This window comes from Pseudomonas sp. YNh (assembly GCF_037993085.1).
GTDB classification, from domain to species: domain Bacteria; phylum Pseudomonadota; class Gammaproteobacteria; order Pseudomonadales; family Pseudomonadaceae; genus Aquipseudomonas; species Aquipseudomonas putida.
Genome location: NZ_JBBMRJ010000005.1, coordinates 41381 through 59491, shown reverse-complemented (window position 1 = coordinate 59491; position 18111 = coordinate 41381). Strand labels below are relative to the sequence as shown.

15 protein-coding genes and 2 pseudogenes are annotated in these 18111 nt (G+C 64.3%); 9 read left to right on the top strand and 8 right to left on the bottom strand.

Going from position 1 to position 18111, the window contains the following annotated elements:
• The first annotated feature begins 122 nt into the window (after positions 1-122).
• A complete protein-coding gene (locus WF331_RS06100) occupies positions 123-1871 on the top strand; it encodes a sigma-54-dependent Fis family transcriptional regulator (RefSeq protein WP_174370493.1) in 1749 nt (582 codons plus the stop codon).
• Between the two features lie 93 nt (positions 1872-1964).
• On the opposite strand, the gene WF331_RS06095 is transcribed toward WF331_RS06100, so the two are convergent.
• From WF331_RS06095 to WF331_RS29250, 3 genes and pseudogenes are all read right to left on the bottom strand, one after another.
• A complete protein-coding gene (locus tag WF331_RS06095) occupies positions 1965-3653 on the bottom strand; it encodes a putative bifunctional diguanylate cyclase/phosphodiesterase (RefSeq protein WP_059395697.1) in 1689 nt (562 codons plus the stop codon).
• 13 nt (positions 3654-3666) lie between these two features.
• Positions 3667-4152 (bottom strand): annotated as a pseudogene (locus tag WF331_RS29255) (methyl-accepting chemotaxis protein); the annotation flags it as partial.
• Between the two features lie 750 nt (positions 4153-4902).
• A pseudogene (locus tag WF331_RS29250) lies at positions 4903-5232 on the bottom strand (PAS domain-containing protein); the annotation flags it as partial.
• A gap of 455 nt (positions 5233-5687) precedes the next feature.
• Here WF331_RS29250 and WF331_RS06085 point away from each other — a divergent pair.
• The 4 genes from WF331_RS06085 to WF331_RS06070 all read left to right on the top strand — a co-directional run bounded on the left by WF331_RS06085 (position 5688) and on the right by WF331_RS06070 (position 9709).
• Entirely contained in the window at positions 5688-7001 is a 1314-nt protein-coding gene (locus tag WF331_RS06085; protein WP_016485879.1) for a C4-dicarboxylate transporter DctA, read from the top strand.
• Between the two features lie 44 nt (positions 7002-7045).
• A complete protein-coding gene (locus WF331_RS06080; protein WP_284363848.1) occupies positions 7046-7750 on the top strand; it encodes a FadR/GntR family transcriptional regulator in 705 nt (234 codons plus the stop codon).
• A 16-nt stretch (positions 7751-7766) separates the two neighbouring features.
• Positions 7767-8435 (top strand): GntR family transcriptional regulator, encoded by a 669-nt coding sequence (locus tag WF331_RS06075; protein WP_016500574.1) that lies wholly within the window; start codon positions 7767-7769, stop codon positions 8433-8435.
• A 212-nt stretch (positions 8436-8647) separates the two neighbouring features.
• Positions 8648-9709: a hypothetical protein gene (locus tag WF331_RS06070; RefSeq protein WP_016500575.1), complete on the top strand. Its 1062-nt coding sequence runs from the start codon at positions 8648-8650 to the stop codon at positions 9707-9709.
• Here the strand turns inward: WF331_RS06070 and WF331_RS06065 are convergent.
• Positions 9706-10134 carry a PACE efflux transporter gene (locus WF331_RS06065; protein WP_016500576.1) on the bottom strand — a complete coding sequence of 143 codons (429 nt, stop codon included), beginning with the start codon at positions 10132-10134 and terminating at the stop codon, positions 9706-9708. The genes WF331_RS06070 and WF331_RS06065 overlap by 4 nt on opposite strands.
• Positions 10135-10236: 102 nt before the next feature.
• On the opposite strand from WF331_RS06065, the gene WF331_RS06060 reads away from it, so the two are divergent.
• Both WF331_RS06060 and mcpA read left to right on the top strand, forming a co-directional pair.
• Complete coding sequence (locus WF331_RS06060; protein ID WP_284363852.1) at positions 10237-11115, top strand: LysR family transcriptional regulator; 879 nt, start codon at positions 10237-10239, stop codon at positions 11113-11115.
• 142 nt (positions 11116-11257) lie between these two features.
• Positions 11258-13144 carry a methyl-accepting chemotaxis protein McpA gene (gene mcpA / locus WF331_RS06055; RefSeq protein WP_016500578.1) on the top strand — a complete coding sequence of 629 codons (1887 nt, stop codon included), beginning with the start codon at positions 11258-11260 and terminating at the stop codon, positions 13142-13144.
• A 110-nt stretch (positions 13145-13254) separates the two neighbouring features.
• On the opposite strand, the gene WF331_RS06050 is transcribed toward mcpA, so the two are convergent.
• From WF331_RS06050 to WF331_RS06040, 3 genes are all read right to left on the bottom strand, one after another.
• Complete coding sequence (locus WF331_RS06050; protein ID WP_284363855.1) at positions 13255-14319, bottom strand: YkvI family membrane protein; 1065 nt, start codon at positions 14317-14319, stop codon at positions 13255-13257.
• A gap of 94 nt (positions 14320-14413) precedes the next feature.
• On the bottom strand, positions 14414-14791 hold the full coding sequence (locus tag WF331_RS06045; RefSeq protein WP_016500580.1) for a RidA family protein: 378 nt from the start codon (positions 14789-14791) through the stop codon (positions 14414-14416).
• Between the two features lie 12 nt (positions 14792-14803).
• Positions 14804-15940 (bottom strand): NAD(P)/FAD-dependent oxidoreductase, encoded by a 1137-nt coding sequence (locus WF331_RS06040; protein WP_340622733.1) that lies wholly within the window; start codon positions 15938-15940, stop codon positions 14804-14806.
• 115 nt (positions 15941-16055) lie between these two features.
• Between WF331_RS06040 and WF331_RS06035 the strand changes: the two genes are divergently transcribed.
• Positions 16056-16649, top strand: coding sequence for a helix-turn-helix domain-containing protein (locus WF331_RS06035; protein ID WP_049275195.1), 594 nt, complete (start codon positions 16056-16058; stop codon positions 16647-16649).
• A 105-nt stretch (positions 16650-16754) separates the two neighbouring features.
• Complete coding sequence (locus WF331_RS06030; RefSeq protein WP_016500583.1) at positions 16755-17540, top strand: sulfite exporter TauE/SafE family protein; 786 nt, start codon at positions 16755-16757, stop codon at positions 17538-17540.
• 3 nt (positions 17541-17543) lie between these two features.
• On the opposite strand, the gene WF331_RS06025 is transcribed toward WF331_RS06030, so the two are convergent.
• Positions 17544-18083: a histidine phosphatase family protein gene (locus WF331_RS06025; protein ID WP_016500584.1), complete on the bottom strand. Its 540-nt coding sequence runs from the start codon at positions 18081-18083 to the stop codon at positions 17544-17546.
• Positions 18084-18111 lie beyond the last annotated feature (28 nt).

Below are 18111 nucleotides of genomic sequence, written 5' to 3'. Positions count from 1 at the left end.
ATCGCGGCTTCACACCTGAACACAATCACTGAACAACTGAACACTTGCCGGTTTGACAATGAACACCCGTGGACAACACTGAACAGCGGTCGGCCCATAACAACAACCCAAAGGACAGGCCCATGGCCGCATCCGCTTCCACCCACGCCCAGCTGATCCAGGCTTCCTGGGCCCGCTGCCGCGATCACGGCCTGCAGCCGCAGCACGCGCCGGATTTCGACTGCCTGACCCGCACCGAGCTCAGCGCATTGCTGGAACAGCGCCAGGCTCTGCTGCGCCTGACCCGCGAGGAAGTACTGCCGCAATACACACACCTGCTGGGCAACGCCAGCTACTTGGTGATGCTGGCCGATGCCAGCGGCTGCATACTCGATAGCTGGGGCTCGCGGCGTTTCATCGAGCCGAACCAGCAGCAGGGCTTCAGCGCCGGTGCCCATTGGCTCGAGCGTGGCGTCGGCACCAATGCCCTGGGCACCACGCTGATTTGCGCCCAGGCGATCCACGTGGGCCAGGACGAGCACTTCCTGCGCCAGAACCGCTACATGTCCAGCGCAGCCGCCCCCCTGTTCGACGCAGCGCGGCAGCTGGTCGGGGTGCTCGACGTTGCCAGCGACGGCTACCTGCCGGCCAGCCAGACGCTTGGCCTGGTGCGCATGATGGGCCAGAGCCTGGAAAACCGCCTGATACTCGCCGAGCATGCCGACCGGCATGCGCAGCTGATCTTCAATAGCGCCTCCGACAACCTCGACAGCCCTTGGGCCGGCCTGCTGGTGTTCGATGAGCGCGGGCAGGTGTTGGCCGCCAATCACCGGGCCGACAGCCTGCTCGGTGGTAATCCGCTGCGGCAGAACATCGAGCAGCTGTTCCAGTTGCCCCTGCAACAGCTGCTCAGTCATCCCAGAGAACAGGCATTTGCCCTGCAAGCCACCGGGCGCAACCGCTTTCATTGCCAGTGGCATCCCCCACGCAAAACCGCTCGCCGCCCCGAGGCCGACAGTGGCGAGCCGCGCCTGGAAAAAGCGTTGCAACAGGCCGGCCTGCTACTGGAAAAGGACATCCCGGTGTTGGTGCAAGGTGAAACCGGCGTCGGCAAGGAAGTGTTCGTCGACAGCCTGCACCGCGCCAGCAGCCGTGCCAACCGGCCGCTGGTCGCCGTCAACTGTGCGGCGATCCCCGCCGAGCTGGTGGAGTCGGAGCTGTTCGGCTACGACAAAGGCGCCTTCACCGGCGCGCACCACAAGGGCAACCCGGGGCTGATCCGCAAAGCCCACCACGGCATCCTGTTTCTCGATGAAATCGGCGACATGCCACTGCCTACCCAGGCACGCCTGCTGCGTGTGCTGCAGTCGCGGAGCATACAGCCGCTGGGCAGTGGCGAGCCGGTGGCAGTGGATATCCGCGTGGTGTCGGCCAGCAACCGCGACCTGGCCGAAGAAGTGCGCGCCGGGCGCTTTCGCCAGGACCTGTATTACCGTATCGCCGGCCTGGCCGTGGTACTGCCGCCGCTACGCGAACGCGGTGACCGGCGCCAGTTGATCGAGCAGGTGCATGCGCGTTTTCGCGACCCTGGGCAACCCGCGCGGCTGTCCCCGGCCATTATCGACCTGCTGGATCAACACCCTTGGCCAGGCAACCTGCGTGAACTGGCAAGCGTGCTGCAAGTTGCGCTGGCCTTGGCGGGCAACGGGCCTGTCGGCGTAGAGCACCTGCCTGCGGGCTTTCTGGCCGAGTCGCAGATGGCGGTGCTGGTGGCGGCCGAAGAGACGGACCTGCAGATGCTGGTCGAGCAAGCCAACGGCAACCTCTCGGCAGTCGCACGTCGGCTCGGGATCAGCCGCACCACGCTGTACAAGCGTTTGCGGGCGCGATGAAGCCATATTTGCACCAATGCTGCACTTGATCGCGTTCATTCAGCCAATTTGGCTGTTATTGCATCCAGGTCAGTCAGAGCGGCTGATTGCCGCTCAAGGGTCGCGCCACTGCACCGGCTGGCGGTAGGTCTGTGCCCAAGCTTGCACTTCACTGGCCGGCATCGGCCTGGCGATGCAATAGCCCTGCGCCAGCTCGCAGCCCAGGCCCATCAACACCCTGCCGTGCTCCACACTCTCCAGGCCTTCGGCTACGACCTCGCGGCCGAAGGCTCGCGCCAGGCCGATCACCGCGGCGGTCAGGGCAAGGTCATCCTGGTCGTGCAGGATGTCCCGCACGAACGATTTGTCGATCTTGATCGTCTGGGTCGGCAAGCGTTTGAGGTAACTCAACGACGAGTAACCGGTGCCGAAATCGTCCAGCGAAAAGCGCACGCCCAGCGCACGACAGGCGTCCAGGCAGCGGCTGACGTGCTGCAGGTTGTCGATGGCCACTGACTCGACGATTTCCAGGTCCAGCCGCGACGGGTCCACCTGCGGGTACGCTGCCAATAGCTGCTGCAGGCGCTCGGTAAAGTCACTGCGCTGTAGATGCCGTGCAGCGATGTTCACGCTCAATGACCAAGGCTGCCCCTGGCGCCCCCAGGCCTGCAGCTGGCTCAGGGCCTGGCCGATCACCCATTCGCCGATTTCGACGATCAGGTCGGTCTGCTCAACCCAGGGCAGAAAATCGCCGGGCGGCACCACGCCACGGCCTGGCCGCTGCCAGCGCAGCAAGCCCTCGAAACCTAGCACCTGGCCACTGCGCAGGTTGACCTTGGGCTGGTAATACAGGCACAGCTCGTGGTTGTTCAGGGCCCGTCGGACCCGCGCCACCGTCTGGTGGGTGGCCTTGAGTTCCTGCTCCTGCGATACGTCGAACAAGTGATAGCGGTTGCGCCCACGCTGCTTGGCCACATACATGGCCTGGTCGGCGTGGCGTACCAGCGTATCGGCATCTTCGTCATCCTGGGGGTACAGGGTCACGCCGATGCTGGCGCTGAGCGACAGCGTGTGTTCGCGTACCACACAGGGCGCCGCCAATGCCCGCAACACCCGCCTCAGGGCTGCATGCAGCTGGCGCTCATCATCGACATTGCGCAGGATCAGCACGAATTCGTCACCCGACAACCGGGCCACGGCATCAGCACCGCGCAAGATACTCTTCAAGCGCTGCGCCACCTCCACCAGCAGCAGGTCGCCCACGGCATGCCCGTAGCCGTCGTTGACCGCCTTGAAGCCATCCAGGTCGAGCATGCACACCGCCAGCGAGATGTCTTCGCGGCGCGAGTAGGCCAAGGCCTGGTTCAGCAGGTCGGACAGGTAGGCGCGGTTGGGCAGGCCAGTGAGCACATCGTGGCCCACCCGCCATTGCAAGGTATGCAGCAGCTGGCGCTTCTCGGTGACGTCAAAGCGGATCGACACATACTTGCGCACCTGGCCAGTCAGCGGGTCGACCAGTGGCACCATGGTGCTGTCGACCCAATAAAGCGAACCGTCCCGGGACCGGTTGCAGATTTCGCCCTTCCACACCCGCCCGGCGGTCAGGGCCTGCCACATGCCGACGAAGAACGCCGGCTCGTGCAGGCCGGAGTTGAGGATACGGTGGTTGGCACCCAGCAGTTCCTCGCGGCTGTAGCCCGAGATGCTGCAGAACTGCTGGTTGACGTACGTGATGTTCCCACGCAGGTCGGTTTCGGAAAAGATCGCGGCCGCGTCCACGGCCGCACGATAGTTATCATCCATGAAGCATCCTGCCTTAGCGGTTGAAGCGCTCCACCAGGGCGCGCAAGCCGACGCACACCTGTTCCAGTTCGGCCCCGCGCGAGGCGGCAGCGTTGGCGCTTTGAGCGCTGTGCTGGGCAATGCCGGCCACGCCATTGATCTGCCGCGAAACGTCCTCAGCCACTGCCGACTGCTGCTGCGAGGCGGTGGCCATCTGTTGGCTCATGTCACTGATACGCTGCACCGCATCACGAATGCCATGCAGTGCTTCGCGGGTTTCCTGTACCTGGGCAACACCCTGCTCTGCGCCCGTGATGCCCTGGCTGGCAATTGCCACGGCTTCCTCGGCGCCACTGCGCAAGGTGTCGATTATGGCCTGGATGTGCAGGGTCGACTGGCGGGTCTTGTCAGCCAGCGCCCTCACCTCATCGGCGACCACGGCAAAACCACGGCCCTGTTCGCCCGCACGCGCGGCTTCAATGGCTGCGTTCAGGGCCAGCAGGTTGGTCTGCTCGGCAATACCGCGGATCATCCCGGCCGCCTCGGCGATGGCACCGGTCTGACCGGCCAGGTGGCTGACTGCCTGGTTGATCTGGGTCACCGTGCTGGCCAAGGTGCGAATGGCCGCGCCGCTGGCATCGGCCACCTGGCTACCCTGTTCGGCCAGCTGGTGCGCCGTGTGGGCTTCGGCCGCAGTCAACTGCACGTGGTTGGCCACTTCACCGATGGAGGCCGCCATCTGGTTCATTGCCGTGGCGCTCAGGTCGGTTTCTGCGCGCTGCTCCAGCAACGCTGCCTCGGTGCTGCGTGACAACTGCCCGGCATCGTGGGCCGCCACGGCCATTTGCCCGGCCAGGTCGCTCAACCGCGTCAACGCAGTTTTCAACCGTGCCTCTTCGCTGATCAGCATCAGTTGCAGCTGCCCGGCAGCGCCAGGCAGGTCGCTGTAAGTCAACGCCGCGACCGGGTCGGCGAAGGTACCTTCGGCCCCCTCGACCACCTGCTGTATCTGGCGGCCGAGGGCGTTGCGTGCCCACAGGCCATACGCCATGAACAACCCCACGGTCAGCCCCTGTCCCACCAGGCCAGGCCACAGCTGGTTGGCGCCCAGCGCCAACAGCCCACCGGCCAGGGGCAACGCCAGGGCCTGCACCAGCAGGCTCAGCCGCCGCGGCGCCGACAGTACCGCCTGGCCGGTACGCATCCGCGCATACAGGGCCTCGGCGCGGGCGACCTGCTCACGCGTGGGGCACACCCGTACCGACTCATAGCCAACAACCCGCCCGCCTTCGAGGATAGGCGTGACGTAGGCGTTGACCCAGTAATAGTCGCCGTTACGGCAGCGGTTCTTGACGATGCCCATCCAGCTCTTGCCAGCCTTCAGGTAGCGCCACATCAACTCGTATACCGCCGGCGGCATGTCCGGGTGGCGCACCAGGTTGTGCGGGCTGCCGATCAGTTCGGCATCGCTGTAGCCGCTGATGGCGGCGAATTCAGGGTTGCAATAGGTGATCAGGCTGGCGGTATCGGTAGCGGAAATCAGCCGCTGGCCAGAGGGAAAACGTTGCTCGACCGGGGTTACCGGCAGGTTGAGGCGCACGATGAGACTCCATTCAAGGGGGTGCCAGGCGCCTGCTGCGAGCCTTTGCGGGAAAAAAATCCGTAAAAGCGCTCTTGGTGACTGCCCGGTCAGGCGCGGGATTCTACGAGTCCCGCCACATAAAGCAAATAAACCTTACGGATCATGGCGTTATCGATGATTCAACGTTCCCGGCCGCGCTTGGCAAGCTGATTGCAGCGGTATTCCCGGCAGTGGCCGGGCCCTGCACAAACGCGTACGGGATCCCCACACGGCACGCACCGAAGTAGAGCCTGGCAAGCCAAATTGCACCACAACTGGTCAGACCGGTAAGGCCAAAAACCCTTGCAATGTAGGATTTTTCGCGCTTTTATGGCTTCGCGCTGAACAAACCGGTAAGACCACAATAATTAAGTCCTGCGCTCTTTCGCCCCGTGCGGCTACCGAAGCAAGGACACCGATCAGAGACTCCCCCCATGCTCAAATGGTGCTCGCGTTCGATATTCCTGCAAGTCGTGCTCGGCCTTGCCCTCGGCATCGCCTGCGGTCTCAGTTTTCCCGACCTCTCCCTGCAACTCAAACCCCTCGGCGACGGCTTCATCAAGCTGATCAAGATGCTCATCGGCCTGATCGTGTTCTGCGTGGTGGTCAGCGGTATCTCGGGCGCGGGCGACCTGAAAAAGGTCGGGCGCATCGGCCTGAAGTCGGTGATCTACTTTGAAGTGCTGACCACCCTGGCGCTGGTGATCGGCCTGGTGTTCGCCTTCAGCAGCGGCATCGGCAGCGGTGCCAACATCCACCTGGACCAGTTGTCCAGCGCCGATGCCAACGGCCTGGCCGAGCGCGGCCAGCACATCCATGGCGCCACGGCGTTCTTCATGGACCTGATCCCCACCTCGGTGGTGGGTGCCTTCGCCGACAACAACATTCTCCAGGTGCTGCTGTTCTCGGTGCTTTTCGGTAGCGCACTGAACCTGGTGGGTGACTCGGCCGCTGGCATCTCAAGGCTGATCAACGAACTGAGCCATGTGATCTTCCGCATCATGGGCATGATCGTGCGCCTGGCCCCCATCGGCGTGTTCGGCGCAATCGCCTTCACCACCAGCAAGTATGGCCTGGAGTCGCTGCAGCACCTGGGCGGGTTGGTGGCACTGTTCTACCTGACCTGCGCCGGCTTCGTGCTGATCGTGCTGGGTACGGTGATGCGCCTGTCGGGCCTGAAGCTGCTGCCATTGATCAAGTACCTGCGTGAAGAGCTGACCATCGTCCTTGGCACCGCGTCGTCCGACGCCGTGCTGCCACAGATCATGCGCAAGCTGGAGCACCTGGGCATTGGCAGCTCCACGGTCGGCCTGGTCATCCCCACCGGCTACTCGTTCAACCTCGACGGCTTCTCCATCTACCTGACCCTGGCCATCGTGTTCATCGCCAACGCCACCGGCACACCGCTGGAAATGACCGACCTGCTGACCATCCTGCTGGTGTCGCTGGTGACTTCCAAGGGGGCTCACGGCATCCCAGGCTCGGCGCTGGTGATCCTCGCCGCCACCCTGACAGCCGTGCCGGCGATTCCGGTGGTGGGCCTGGTGCTGGTGCTGGCGGTGGACTGGTTCATGGGCATCGGCCGGGCATTGACCAACCTGATTGGCAACTGCGTGGCGACCGTGGCCATCGCTCGTTGGGAAAAGGACATTGACCTGGAGCGCGCGCAGAACGTGCTCGACGGCAAGCTCGGCTTTACCCCGACGCCGCGCAAACAGCCCAACACACATCATCAACAGGAATTTTGACCGAAAGTGGCCGGCGATGACGCCGGCCCTTGCAGGAGCGAACCGTGATCAGCTCATCGACCGTCGTCACCTCAGTGGTGGAAAAACTGCGCCAGGCCCTGGCCCGGGGCCAATGGCGCACCGGCGACATGCTGCCGGGCCAGCGTGAGCTGGCCGAACAGCTGGGCATCAGCCGCCCAAGCCTGCGCGAAGCGGTGACCGTACTGGAAACCCTGGGCCTGGTACGCTCGCTGCCGGGCAAGGGCGTACTGGTACTGGACGCCGACGCCGTCATCCCGGAACCAGGCATGGACACCAGCGCTTCGGCCAGCCTGGCCGATGTGCTGGAGCTGCGCTACACCCTCGAACCCTTCATCGTCGGGCTGGTGGCGCAGTCGGCCAACAGCCAGGACGTCGGCCAGTTGCGCCTCACCCTGATGGACATGCGTGAAGCGCTGGAGGCCGATGACAGCGAAGCCGGGGTAAAAGCCTACATCGCGTTCCATGAGGCGTTGTTCACCCTTACCACCAACCCGATCTTCCAGAGCGTGGTGCAGCAGACCGGCAATGCCTTGAAGCAAAGTGCCGACATGCTGCGCAATTCGCCGGAACACCTGGCCGCGCGGCTCAAGGAAAACGAAGCCGTGGTACGCGCCATTCGCGAACGCAACAGTGCCCAAGCCAGCGCCCAGATGCGCCAGCATATTCTGGCCGAAGGCCAGCGCATGGGCATCCCGTTGAACATCCCGGACGACCACCCGCGCCCATGACCCCAGGAGAGCGACCATGAACGCCGCCCCCCACCTGCCAGCCCTGCTGGCTGCTGGCGAAACCCGCCTGTCGGCCGAGCAGATCTACCCTCGGCTGTTCGACGCCATTCTCGAACAGCGCCTGCCACCGGGGGCCCTGTTGCCCGAGCAGGCGCTGGGCCATGCCTTTGGTGTCAGCCGCACCGTGATTCGGCGTGTACTTGGGCGCCTGTCCGACCAGCAGGTGGTGGTGCAGCGCCCCAGCCACACCGCGCACCTGGCCGCGCCCGACCCGGACCAGGCGCGCCAGGTGCTCAGTGCCCGGCGCCTGGCCGAAACCACACTGATCACCCTGGCTGCCCAGCGCGCCCGGCCGGCGCAGGTGCGCCAGCTGCGGCAACTGGTGGACCGCGAACGCCAGCACCATGAAAGCGGCGAACGTTGCGCGGCGATCCGCCTGGGCGGCGAGTTTCACCTCAAGCTGGCGCAGGTGGCAGCCAATGCGCCACTGGCGCGGTTTCTCAATGGCCTGGTTCCCATGACCTCGCTGATCATCGCCCGCTACGAATCGCCGTGCTGCGACCACTGCGCCTGGCAGGAACATGCGGCGATCATCGATGCCGTGGAGCAAGGCAATGCCGAGGCGGCGCTTGGGCTGATGCACAAGCACCTGGACCGCCTGGAAGAAAAGCTCGACCTGAAATAGCGGCTCATGCTGACGCGGTTCCTGTAGGAGCAGCCTCGTGCTGCGAAGAGGCCATAGCTGGCGAAGATGATCTTTTGCCTTGCCGGCCTCTTCGCAGTACAAGGCTGCTCCTACAGGGGCCGCGGTGGCCGGGCGATGGGCTGCACAGCAGCTCCAATAACCCCACCCTATACTGCGAGAACCACCCCAGCCTCTACCAGGGAGGCGGTTGCGTGAGTTCTCGAATCCCTCTGCTGCTGTGCCTTCTACTGGCGCTCGCCGGTTGCGCGGGCAAGCGCCCGCCTGCCCCGCCACCCCCTGCGGTGCTCACGCCTGCCGCCTGGCAACGCATCGACCAGGAACTGATCGATGCCTCGGTCGGCGCCGCCGGTTCGGCCAACGACTATGCCCGGCGCTCCATGCGGGTGTGGCGGGAGCAGGTACAACAGCGCACTGAAAGTGACTTCATCCCCTGGTTCACCGGCTACTGGACCCAGCAGTGGCTGACCCTCAAGGTGGCCTGGTACAAACTGGACAGTGGCAAAGGCCGGGAACCTGCGGAAAAGCGCTTGGCCCTGTACCTGCAGGAGCAGTACCACGAGCGGGTGATCGAGCCGGTGGCCGAACAGATCAACCCCGAGGGCATCCGCGACCGGGCCTGCGAGCTGTACCTGCAACTGTTCGGCCAGCAGCTGCCAGCCATCATCAGCCGCTACAACGCACCGCCCGAGCAGCTCAGCCAGCGCCTCAACCGGATCCCCGCCATCGCCCTGGGGCCACCGGATGCCCGCAATGCCAGCCTGTATCAACTGCTACGGGCCAAGCCGCTGGACCAGCAGCCGGCCTGGCAAGCCATGCGCCAGCACCTTCACCAACTGGCCAGCAAAGGCCCCGGGAAGACCGATGTCGGGCTGAATTCGGTGGCCACCCAGGCGAGCGACAAGCTCGGCGCTACCCTGGCCCCACGCGGCATCGCCAGCGCCGTGGCATCGGCAGTCGGGAAAGTGGCAGGGGCCATGATTTCGATCGCCGCGGCCGGCTACGGCATGATGACCCATGACCGCGAGCAGCCGCAGATGGTCGAGCAGTTGCGGGTGATCCTCAACGTGGCACTGAACCAGGAATGGCAGGAGTTGATGGAGAACCGCCAGAGCGGGGCAATGGCGGGGGTGTATTACCTGTCGGGGCAGGTTGAGGACAGCTTGCTGGCCAGCATGCCGCGGCCAGCCGAGCAACCGGCTGAGCAGCAGGTGAAGCAGCAGCAAGAACCTTTGATCATCCGCCTGCCGCCTTAGGCGGTAGCCATGGCCGAGCTGGGCAGCCCAAACACCCGGTCAAACGCCCAGTTGTAGGCAAAGGTGTAACACGGCACCAGAATGATGAACGCCATGTCCACCAGCAGCGCTTCAACCAGCGTCATGTCCAGCCACCAGGCAATCAGCGGGATCAGGTACACCACCAGGGTCAGCTGAAAACCGATGGCATGCGCCACTCGGCGCCCCACGCTGCGACCGCGCTTGGCCTGGCGGCTCTCCCAGTGTTCGAACAGGGTGTTGTAGACCAGGTTCCAGAGCATGGCGATGGTGGTGATCATGACCGCCAATGGCCCGGTATGCGACGCCTGGGTGTCCGACAGGTAGGCCAGCCCGAGGGTCGACATGCACAGCCCGATCAGTTCATAGAAAGTCACGTAGACCAGTTTGCGTTTCAGTCCCTGCACCCGGGGTTACCTCCAATGACAATAGCGATGGGGCGCGATCATGCTTCATCGTGCTTGACAGCAAAAGTCAGTAGCTGTCAGATCTACTGACAGGAGGCTGCCATGAACTTTTCCAGCGACAACATCCAGCTGTTTCTTGCCGTGCTCGACCGCGGCTCGTTTTCCGCCGCCGCACGCGCCCTGCAGCGGGTGCCCTCGGCCGTGAGCATGGCCATCGGCAACCTTGAGGCCGAGCTGGGCTACAGCCTGTTCGAACGCGGCTCACGCGAGGTCCGGCCTACCGCAAAGGCCTTGGCCCTGGAGCCACACGCCAGGCTGATTGCCGAACAGCTGGGGCTGCTTCAGGTACATGCCCTGGAGCTGTCCCAGGGGCTGGAAAGCAGCCTGAGCGTGGCCGTTGTGCCGGACATCGACCACCGCCCGTTGCTGGCCGCCATCGCCAGCCTCGGCGAGCGCCACCCGTTGCTGGACATCGCCCTGCTCAGCGCCCCGCACGAAGAAGCCCTGCATCTGCTGGACAGTGGGCGGGCCGACCTCTGTGTGGCCTTTGCCGGCCTGCAGGTCGATGCCCGCCGAGGCTTCCAGCACATCGGCATGGAGTCGCTGGTGGCGACGCTGTCGCCCACCCACCCAGCCTTGCGCGAGGGGCGCATCCACTACCTCGAAGACCTGACCCGGGTGCGCCAGATTCTTGTACGCAGCCGCGACTTGCCACTGGCCGACCCGCGCCCGCTGATTGGTGCAACGCATTGGTCCACCGACAGCTTCGACCTGGCATTACAGATGGTCGAAGCCGGCCTGGGCTGGGGCGACCTGCCGCTGTCGCGGGTCGCGCCGCTGCTGGCCAGCGGGCGCCTTGTACGCCTGGATTTTCGCAATACGCGCAACGAGTTGCAGCTGCCGGTACACATTTTTTGGCGCAGACAACAACCGCTGCAGCAGGCTGCACGGCTGTTGATCGAACAGCTGGCGAATCAGTGACTGCCGTCTGTCGAAACGCCCCTAAGAAATTACTGTAAGTGCTTCAATCTTTTACCTCTTGGGCCGATATCCCGGTCGACAGGCCCCGCATCGCGTCATGAGCGTGCTGCGCCCTCCCCTCATTGGCTCAAGGTCTCGAAACATGAACCTGAAATTTCGCCACAAGATCCTGCTCAGCGCCTGCGGCGTCGTGGTCCTGGCATTTGCCCTGTTCACGCTCTACAACGACTACCTGCAACGCAACACTATTCGCCAGAACATCGAAGCCTCGGTGCAGCAGTCCGGTGCACTGACCGCCAGCAGCGTGCAAAACTGGATGAGCGGGCGCATCCTGGTGCTGGAAAACCTGGCCCAGGACATCGGCCAGCAAGGTGCCGGCGATACCTTGGCCGGGCTGATCGAGCAGCCTTCCTACACGCGCAATTTCCTGTTCACCTACCTGGGCCAGGCCAACGGGGTGTTCACCCAGCGCCCGGACACCCAGATGCCTGCCGGTTACGACCCCCGCCAGCGCCCGTGGTATGGCGCCGCCGCCAACGCCGGGCAAACCGTGCTGACAGCCCCTTACCAGGGCGCCGTCGGTGGCCTGATGGTGACCATCGCCACCCCGGTGAAGAGCAAGAACAATGGCGAACTGCTGGGTGTGGTCGGTGGTGACGTGACCCTCGACACCCTGGTCGAAATCATCAACTCGGTGGATTTCGGTGGCATCGGCCATGCCTTCCTGGCCGACGCCAATGGCCAGGTGATTGTCAGCCCAGACAAAGACCAGGTGATGAAGAACCTCAAGGACATCTACCCCGGCAGCAATCTGCGGGTTGCCGCTGGCATGCAGGATGTCACCCTGAACGGCCAGGACCGCATCATCTCCTTCGCCCCGGTGGCCGGGCTGCCGTCGGCGCAGTGGTACATCGGTCTGTCGATCGACAAAGACAAGGCTTACGCCGCGCTCAGCCAGTTCCGCACCTCGGCGATCATCGCCATGCTGATTGCCGTGGCGGCCATCGCCGGCCTGCTCGGCCTGCTGATCCCGGTGCTGATGAGCCCGCTCACCACCATGGGCCGCGCCATGCGCGACATCGCCGAGGGTGAAGGTGATCTTACCCGCCGCCTGACCGTGCAGAACAAGGACGAGTTCGGCGAGCTGGCCACCTCGTTCAACCGCTTTGTCGAGCGCATCCATGCCTCGATCAGCGAAGTGTCTTCGGCCACCCGCCTGGTGCATGACCTGTCGGAGAAAGTGGTCAGCGCCTCCAACGCCTCGATCAGTGGTTCTGAAGAACAGAGCATGCGCACCAACAGCGTGGCCGCCGCCATCAACGAGCTGGGTGCCGCCACCCAGGAAATCGCCCGCAACGCCGCCGATGCCTCGCAGCATGCCAGCGGCGCCAGTGAGCAGGCCCACGGCGGCCGTGAAGTGGTCGAGGAAGCGATCAGCGCCATGACCGCCCTGTCGCAGCGCATCAGCGAATCCTGCGCGCAGATCGAAACGCTTAACGCCAGCACCGACGAAATCGGCAAGATCCTCGACGTGATCAAGGGCATCTCGCAGCAAACCAACCTGCTGGCCCTGAACGCCGCCATCGAGGCGGCCCGTGCCGGTGAAGCTGGCCGTGGCTTTGCCGTGGTGGCCGACGAAGTGCGCAACCTGGCGCACCGCACCCAGGAATCGGCGGAAGAAATTCACCGCATGATCACCAGCCTGCAAGTAGGCTCGCGCGAAGCGGTGCACACCATGAACACCAGCCAGGTGTCCAGCGAGCAGACTGTGCAGGTGGCCAACCAGGCCGGTGTGCGCCTGGCCAGTGTGACCCAGCGCATTGGCGAAATCGATGGCATGAACCAGTCGGTGGCTACCGCCACCGAAGAACAGACTGCCGTGGTCGAGAGCCTTAACCTGGACATTACCCAGATTAACGCCCTGAACCAGCAGGGTGTGGAAAACCTCAACGACACCCTGCGCCATTGCGACCAGCTGGCCCAGCAGGCCGGGCGCTTGAAGCAACTGGTGGGCAGCTTCAGGATTTAATTGCCTGAGGGCGCTTTGCGCCCTAATCGCGACACAAGGCCGCTCCCACAAGTACCGCGTTATACCTGTGGGAGCGGCCTTGCGTCGCGATCGAACTCCTCAGCAGCCCCTTATGCCAACGCCGCCTTGGCGGCCCTGCCCCGCCGCACCCAGGCCAGCAACACCGCTGCCATGAGCACGAACCCCAGGTAGCCAAAGAACGGGTACACCTCCCCAACCAGGCTGATGAACCCCACCAGGCTGCAACCAAACGCCACCACCCCGGTAACCACCGAGCCCCAGCGGAACTTCGCCGTGCCCGCCGGAAGCAGCCGTGAAAGGAACGAGAACAACGTACCCACCGCGGTGTTGACGATCATGCCGAAGATGATCAGGCACATCACTAGCCCCAGCAGCGGCGACACCTCGCTGGCAATCGACAGCATCGGCATGGGCAAGTCGGCCACGCTGTCCAGGCGCGACAACAGCCCCGCGCTCATCACCAGCATCAGGCCACCCAGCGCCGCGCCACCGAGCAGGCCACCCCACATTGCGGTTTTCTCGCCCTTGGCCGAACCGCCCAGTATGGCCAGGATCGGCGCACCAGCCACAATGTTGTAAGACACATACAGGAACGCGCCCAGCAGCCAGTGGCGGGTGCCGGCTTGTTGCTGGCTGGCCAGGTGATCCAGCGCGGCGAAGCTCTGGTCGCGGGTGAATACGGCATACAACGCGATTGCCGACGCCACCAGGATCAACAGCGGGGTGATGGCGCCAATGGCCAGGATCACCTTGCGCACGTCAAGGCACACGATGCCCACCACCACCATCGTTACCAGCACGCTGCCGGTCAGTGCCGGAATGCCGAACTGCTGCTCCAGCAGCGCACCACCGCCGGCCAGCATGACCACGGTGACAGCGAACATGAAAAAGGTGATCAGCCAGTCGACGAACAGGCCCAGGTGGCGGCCGCAGATGGCCTGGATCACATCCTTGTGCGATGTGGCCTGCTGGCGGTTGCCCAACGCCGCCAGGGCCATGCCGAGGAAGGTGAACAGGGCGGCGCTGACCAGCGCGCCGACCAGCCCCCACACGCCGAAGTCGACAAAGAACAACAACAGTTCCCGCCCTGAAGCGAACCCTGCCCCCACGATCACGCCGACAAATGCGCCGGCAATCTTCAGTTGCTCTTGCATGTGAACCTCTGGATTTATTGTTGTTGTCTTACTGCCACCCCATATCTCTTGTAGGCGCAGCCTTGCGCTGCTCCTACAAAAGCTTCGTGCCTGGTTACTCGTCGCCGACAAACGCCTGCACTTCAATCTCCACGTCCACCCCCAGTGCCAACGCCGAGGCCACAGTCGAACGCACTGGCAGCGCCGCGCCGAAGAACTCTTTGTAGACCTCGTTGAAACCGGCGAAATGGCTCATGTCCGACAGCCATACCGTGGCCTTTACCACTTGGTCGAAACGCGCGCCGCACGCTGCCAGGCTTTCGGCGATGCGCTCGCAGGCGGCGCGGGTCTGGGTCTGGATATCACCGCGCACCACTTCGCCGCTGGCACTCATCGGCACCTGGCCGGAGAGGAACAGGAAACCACCCGCCTTCACCGCACGGGAAAACGGAAACGGCAGGCTGCTGGGGAAACGCTGGATGTCATTGCTCATGAGATGCTCCTTTCAGGATTGCTGGAAACGGGCCGGGGACAGGCGCTCGGGCGCCACGCCCTGGCTGACAAGACTAGGGCACAGGTGTTGGCCAAGCAGCAAGTCGGCGGCCAGGCGCGAGGCGCCGGCGGCGGACTGGATGCCATAGCCACCTTGCGCCGCCAGCCAGAAAAACGCGGGGGCGTGCGCATCGAAACCGATCACCAGGTCACCGTCGGCAACGAACGAGCGCAGCCCGGCCCAGGTGTGGCTGGGGCGTCGGATCGCCAAGGTGGTCATGGCTTCGATGTTGTAGATGCCCAAGGCGACGTCGAGCTCTTCGGGCGCGGCGTCCTGGGGTTCCACCGGGTCGGCATTGGCTGGCGACCCCAGCAACTGGCCGGCGTCGGGTTTGAAGTAGAAGCTTTCGTCGACGCCGATCACTGCCGGCCAGCGGGCGAAGTCCTGGTCTGCCGGGCCGGGGAAGGTGAACGCGCTGCGCCGGCAAGGTTGCAGGCCGATGCGCGCCACGCCGCACTGCTCGGCCACGCGGTCAGCCCAGGCGCCAGCAGCGTTCACCAACTGACGGGCCTGCACCCGGCTGCCGTCACCCAGCTCCACCTGCCACAGCCCGTCCAGGTACGAGGCCTGGACAAGCTCGGCGTTGCAGCGCAGCTCTCCGCCGGCGGCGCGTAAACCGCGCAAGAAGCCTTGGTGCAAGGCGTGAACATCCAGGTCCATGGCACCCGGTTCAAGCACTGCGCCGGCCAGGGCTTCGCAACGCAGGCTGGGCACCAGGGCCAGGGCGGCGTCACGGTCAAGCAGGCGGACTTCGGTGCCATTGGCCAGGTTCTGCGCATGGGTCTGCTCAAGCAGCTCGCGCTGCTCCACGCTGGCCACATACAGGCAGCCGCGCGGTTCCAGCAGCGGATGCTCACAGAAGCCTTGTGGCGGCGTTTCGTAAAAGGCCCGGCTGGCGCGGGTCAGTGCCTGGATCTGCGCGGTGCCGTAGGCCTCCATGAACATGGCCGCCGAGCGCCCGGTGGAGTGGTAACCAGGCTGTGATTCGCGCTCGAGCAGCAGTACGCGCTGCTGGCCCGCCAGGCGATAGCCCAGCGACGCACCGGCAATGCCGGCACCGATGATCAGGGTGTCGTAGGTTGGGGTCATGCACGCTCCTGCCAGGCTAATTATCATTTATGAGAATTCTAATATATGAGAATTTAGAAATACGCAAGTGTCCAAGGTAAGATGCCCGACCCACGCCGTATGCCGAGAGCCCTGAATGCCCGCTGCCCTACCCCTGCTTGACCGCACTGTAGTCGGCCAGCGCCTGCGCCAGGTGCGCAAGGCGCGCCAGATGACACTCAAGCAATTGTCCGAAGCCAGTGGCGTACCGGTGTCCACCCTGTCGAAGATGGAGCTGGCACAAGTCTCGGTCAGCTACGAGAAGCTGGCTGCCGCCGCACGGGCGTTGAATGTCGACATTGCCCAGTTGTTTCGCGCCGGCGGTACGGTCACCACCCCGGTACCGGTGACCGTGGTGGTCGACTCGCTACCTGCAGCGGCGGGGTACTCCACCGGCACCTACGACTACCACCCCATTGCTGGCGACTTCCCCGAGCGGCGCATGACCCCGGCCTATGCCCGCATCATCGCCCGCGAACGGGGCCAGTTTGACGACTTTATCCGCCACCCCGGGCAAGAGTTCGCCCTGGTGCTGAGCGGGCGCGTGCGCATCGAGTTCGAAACCGGGGAAGCCGTGAGCATCGGGCCGCAGGAAACCGCGTACTTCGACAGCCAGGTAGGGCACATCTACCTGTCGGAAAGCGAGGATGGCGGGGACGCGCATGTGATGGTGGTGATGACCGATCGCTGAAGGCGCCCGGTTATAACCTAATAACGAACAAGTCTATTTGGCTATAAAAAAATCTATATGCTGGCTGCATCCGATAACGGGCAAAGATGGGCAGTCGAGTAGCGTATGGATGTAGGTTCTTTCGGTTTCACCATTGCGGGCCTGGTCGTGGGTTTCATCGTCGGCATGACCGGCGTCGGTGGCGGCTCGCTGATGACCCCGATCCTGTTGTGGTTTGGCATCAGCCCGGCGACGGCCGTCGGTACCGACCTGCTCTATGCGGCAATCACCAAGGCCAGTGGCGTCTGGGTGCATGCGCGCCACAAGAACATCGACTGGAAGATCACCGGCCTGCTCAGCCTGGGCAGCGTGCCCGCCGCAGCGCTGACGCTGTGGTTCCTCAACACCCTGCACACCGACACCTCGGCGCTCAACGCCATCATCAAGCAGGGCCTGGCGGTGGTACTGATCCTGACCGCGCTGGCCATCCTGTTCAAATCGCGCCTGCAGGCTTTCGCCAGCCGCCATGCCGGTGACCACTACCACCTCAGCGACCGTAGCCTGAACACCCTTACCGTGTTTACTGGCGTGGTACTGGGGGTAATGGTTACCCTCACCTCCATCGGTGCTGGCGCACTGGGTACGGTGGCGCTGTTCCTGTTGTACCCGTTTCTGGTCACGCGCCGCCTGGTCGGTACCGAAATCGCTCACGCCGTGCCGCTCACCCTGGTAGCAGGCCTGGGCCACGCCGGCATGGGCAACATGGACTGGTCGTTGCTGGGTTACCTGCTGCTGGGCTCGCTGCCGGGCATTTACCTGGGCAGCCACCTCACCGGACGGATCTCCGACCGCGTGCTGCGTCCATGCCTGGCGGCGATGCTGCTGCTGATCGGCTACAAGCTGGCGTTCTGACCTTCAGCCCAGGCGCAGGCGCCACTGCCCGGTAAAGCTCAGCTCAAGGCGCGAAAGCGGCAGCACGTCGATACGCTGGCTGGCCTGCATCGGGCACCCCAACACCTGTACCAGCACGGCGCGCATGACCATCGGGTGAGTCACCGCCAGCCACTCACCCGGCGTGTCGAAAGCCGCCAGCCAGCTGGCCACACGCTGGCATAGCGCAGCAAACGACTCCCCACCATGGACCGCACTGGCCGGGTCCTGCAGCCAGTCTGCCAACGCCTGCGGTTGTTCAGATTGCAACTGCTTCAACGGCAAACCCTGCCAACGCCCCAGGTCGCAATCGGCCAATGCCGGCTCGCTCTGCGCCAGCCCCGACAACCACGCCGCCGTCTCGCAGGCTCGCCGCTCTGGCGCAGTCAGCACCTGCATGCCGGGCACGATGGCGTCGGGGTGTTGGGTCAACGGCAAGATGCCGTCATCTGCACGGTGCAGGCGCCCAGTCTTCTGGGCCTGGGTCAGAGCATGGCAGATCAGGGTCAGGCGGACGGCTTTCACCGGGGCTCTCTCGCAGCGGGCAGGGGCC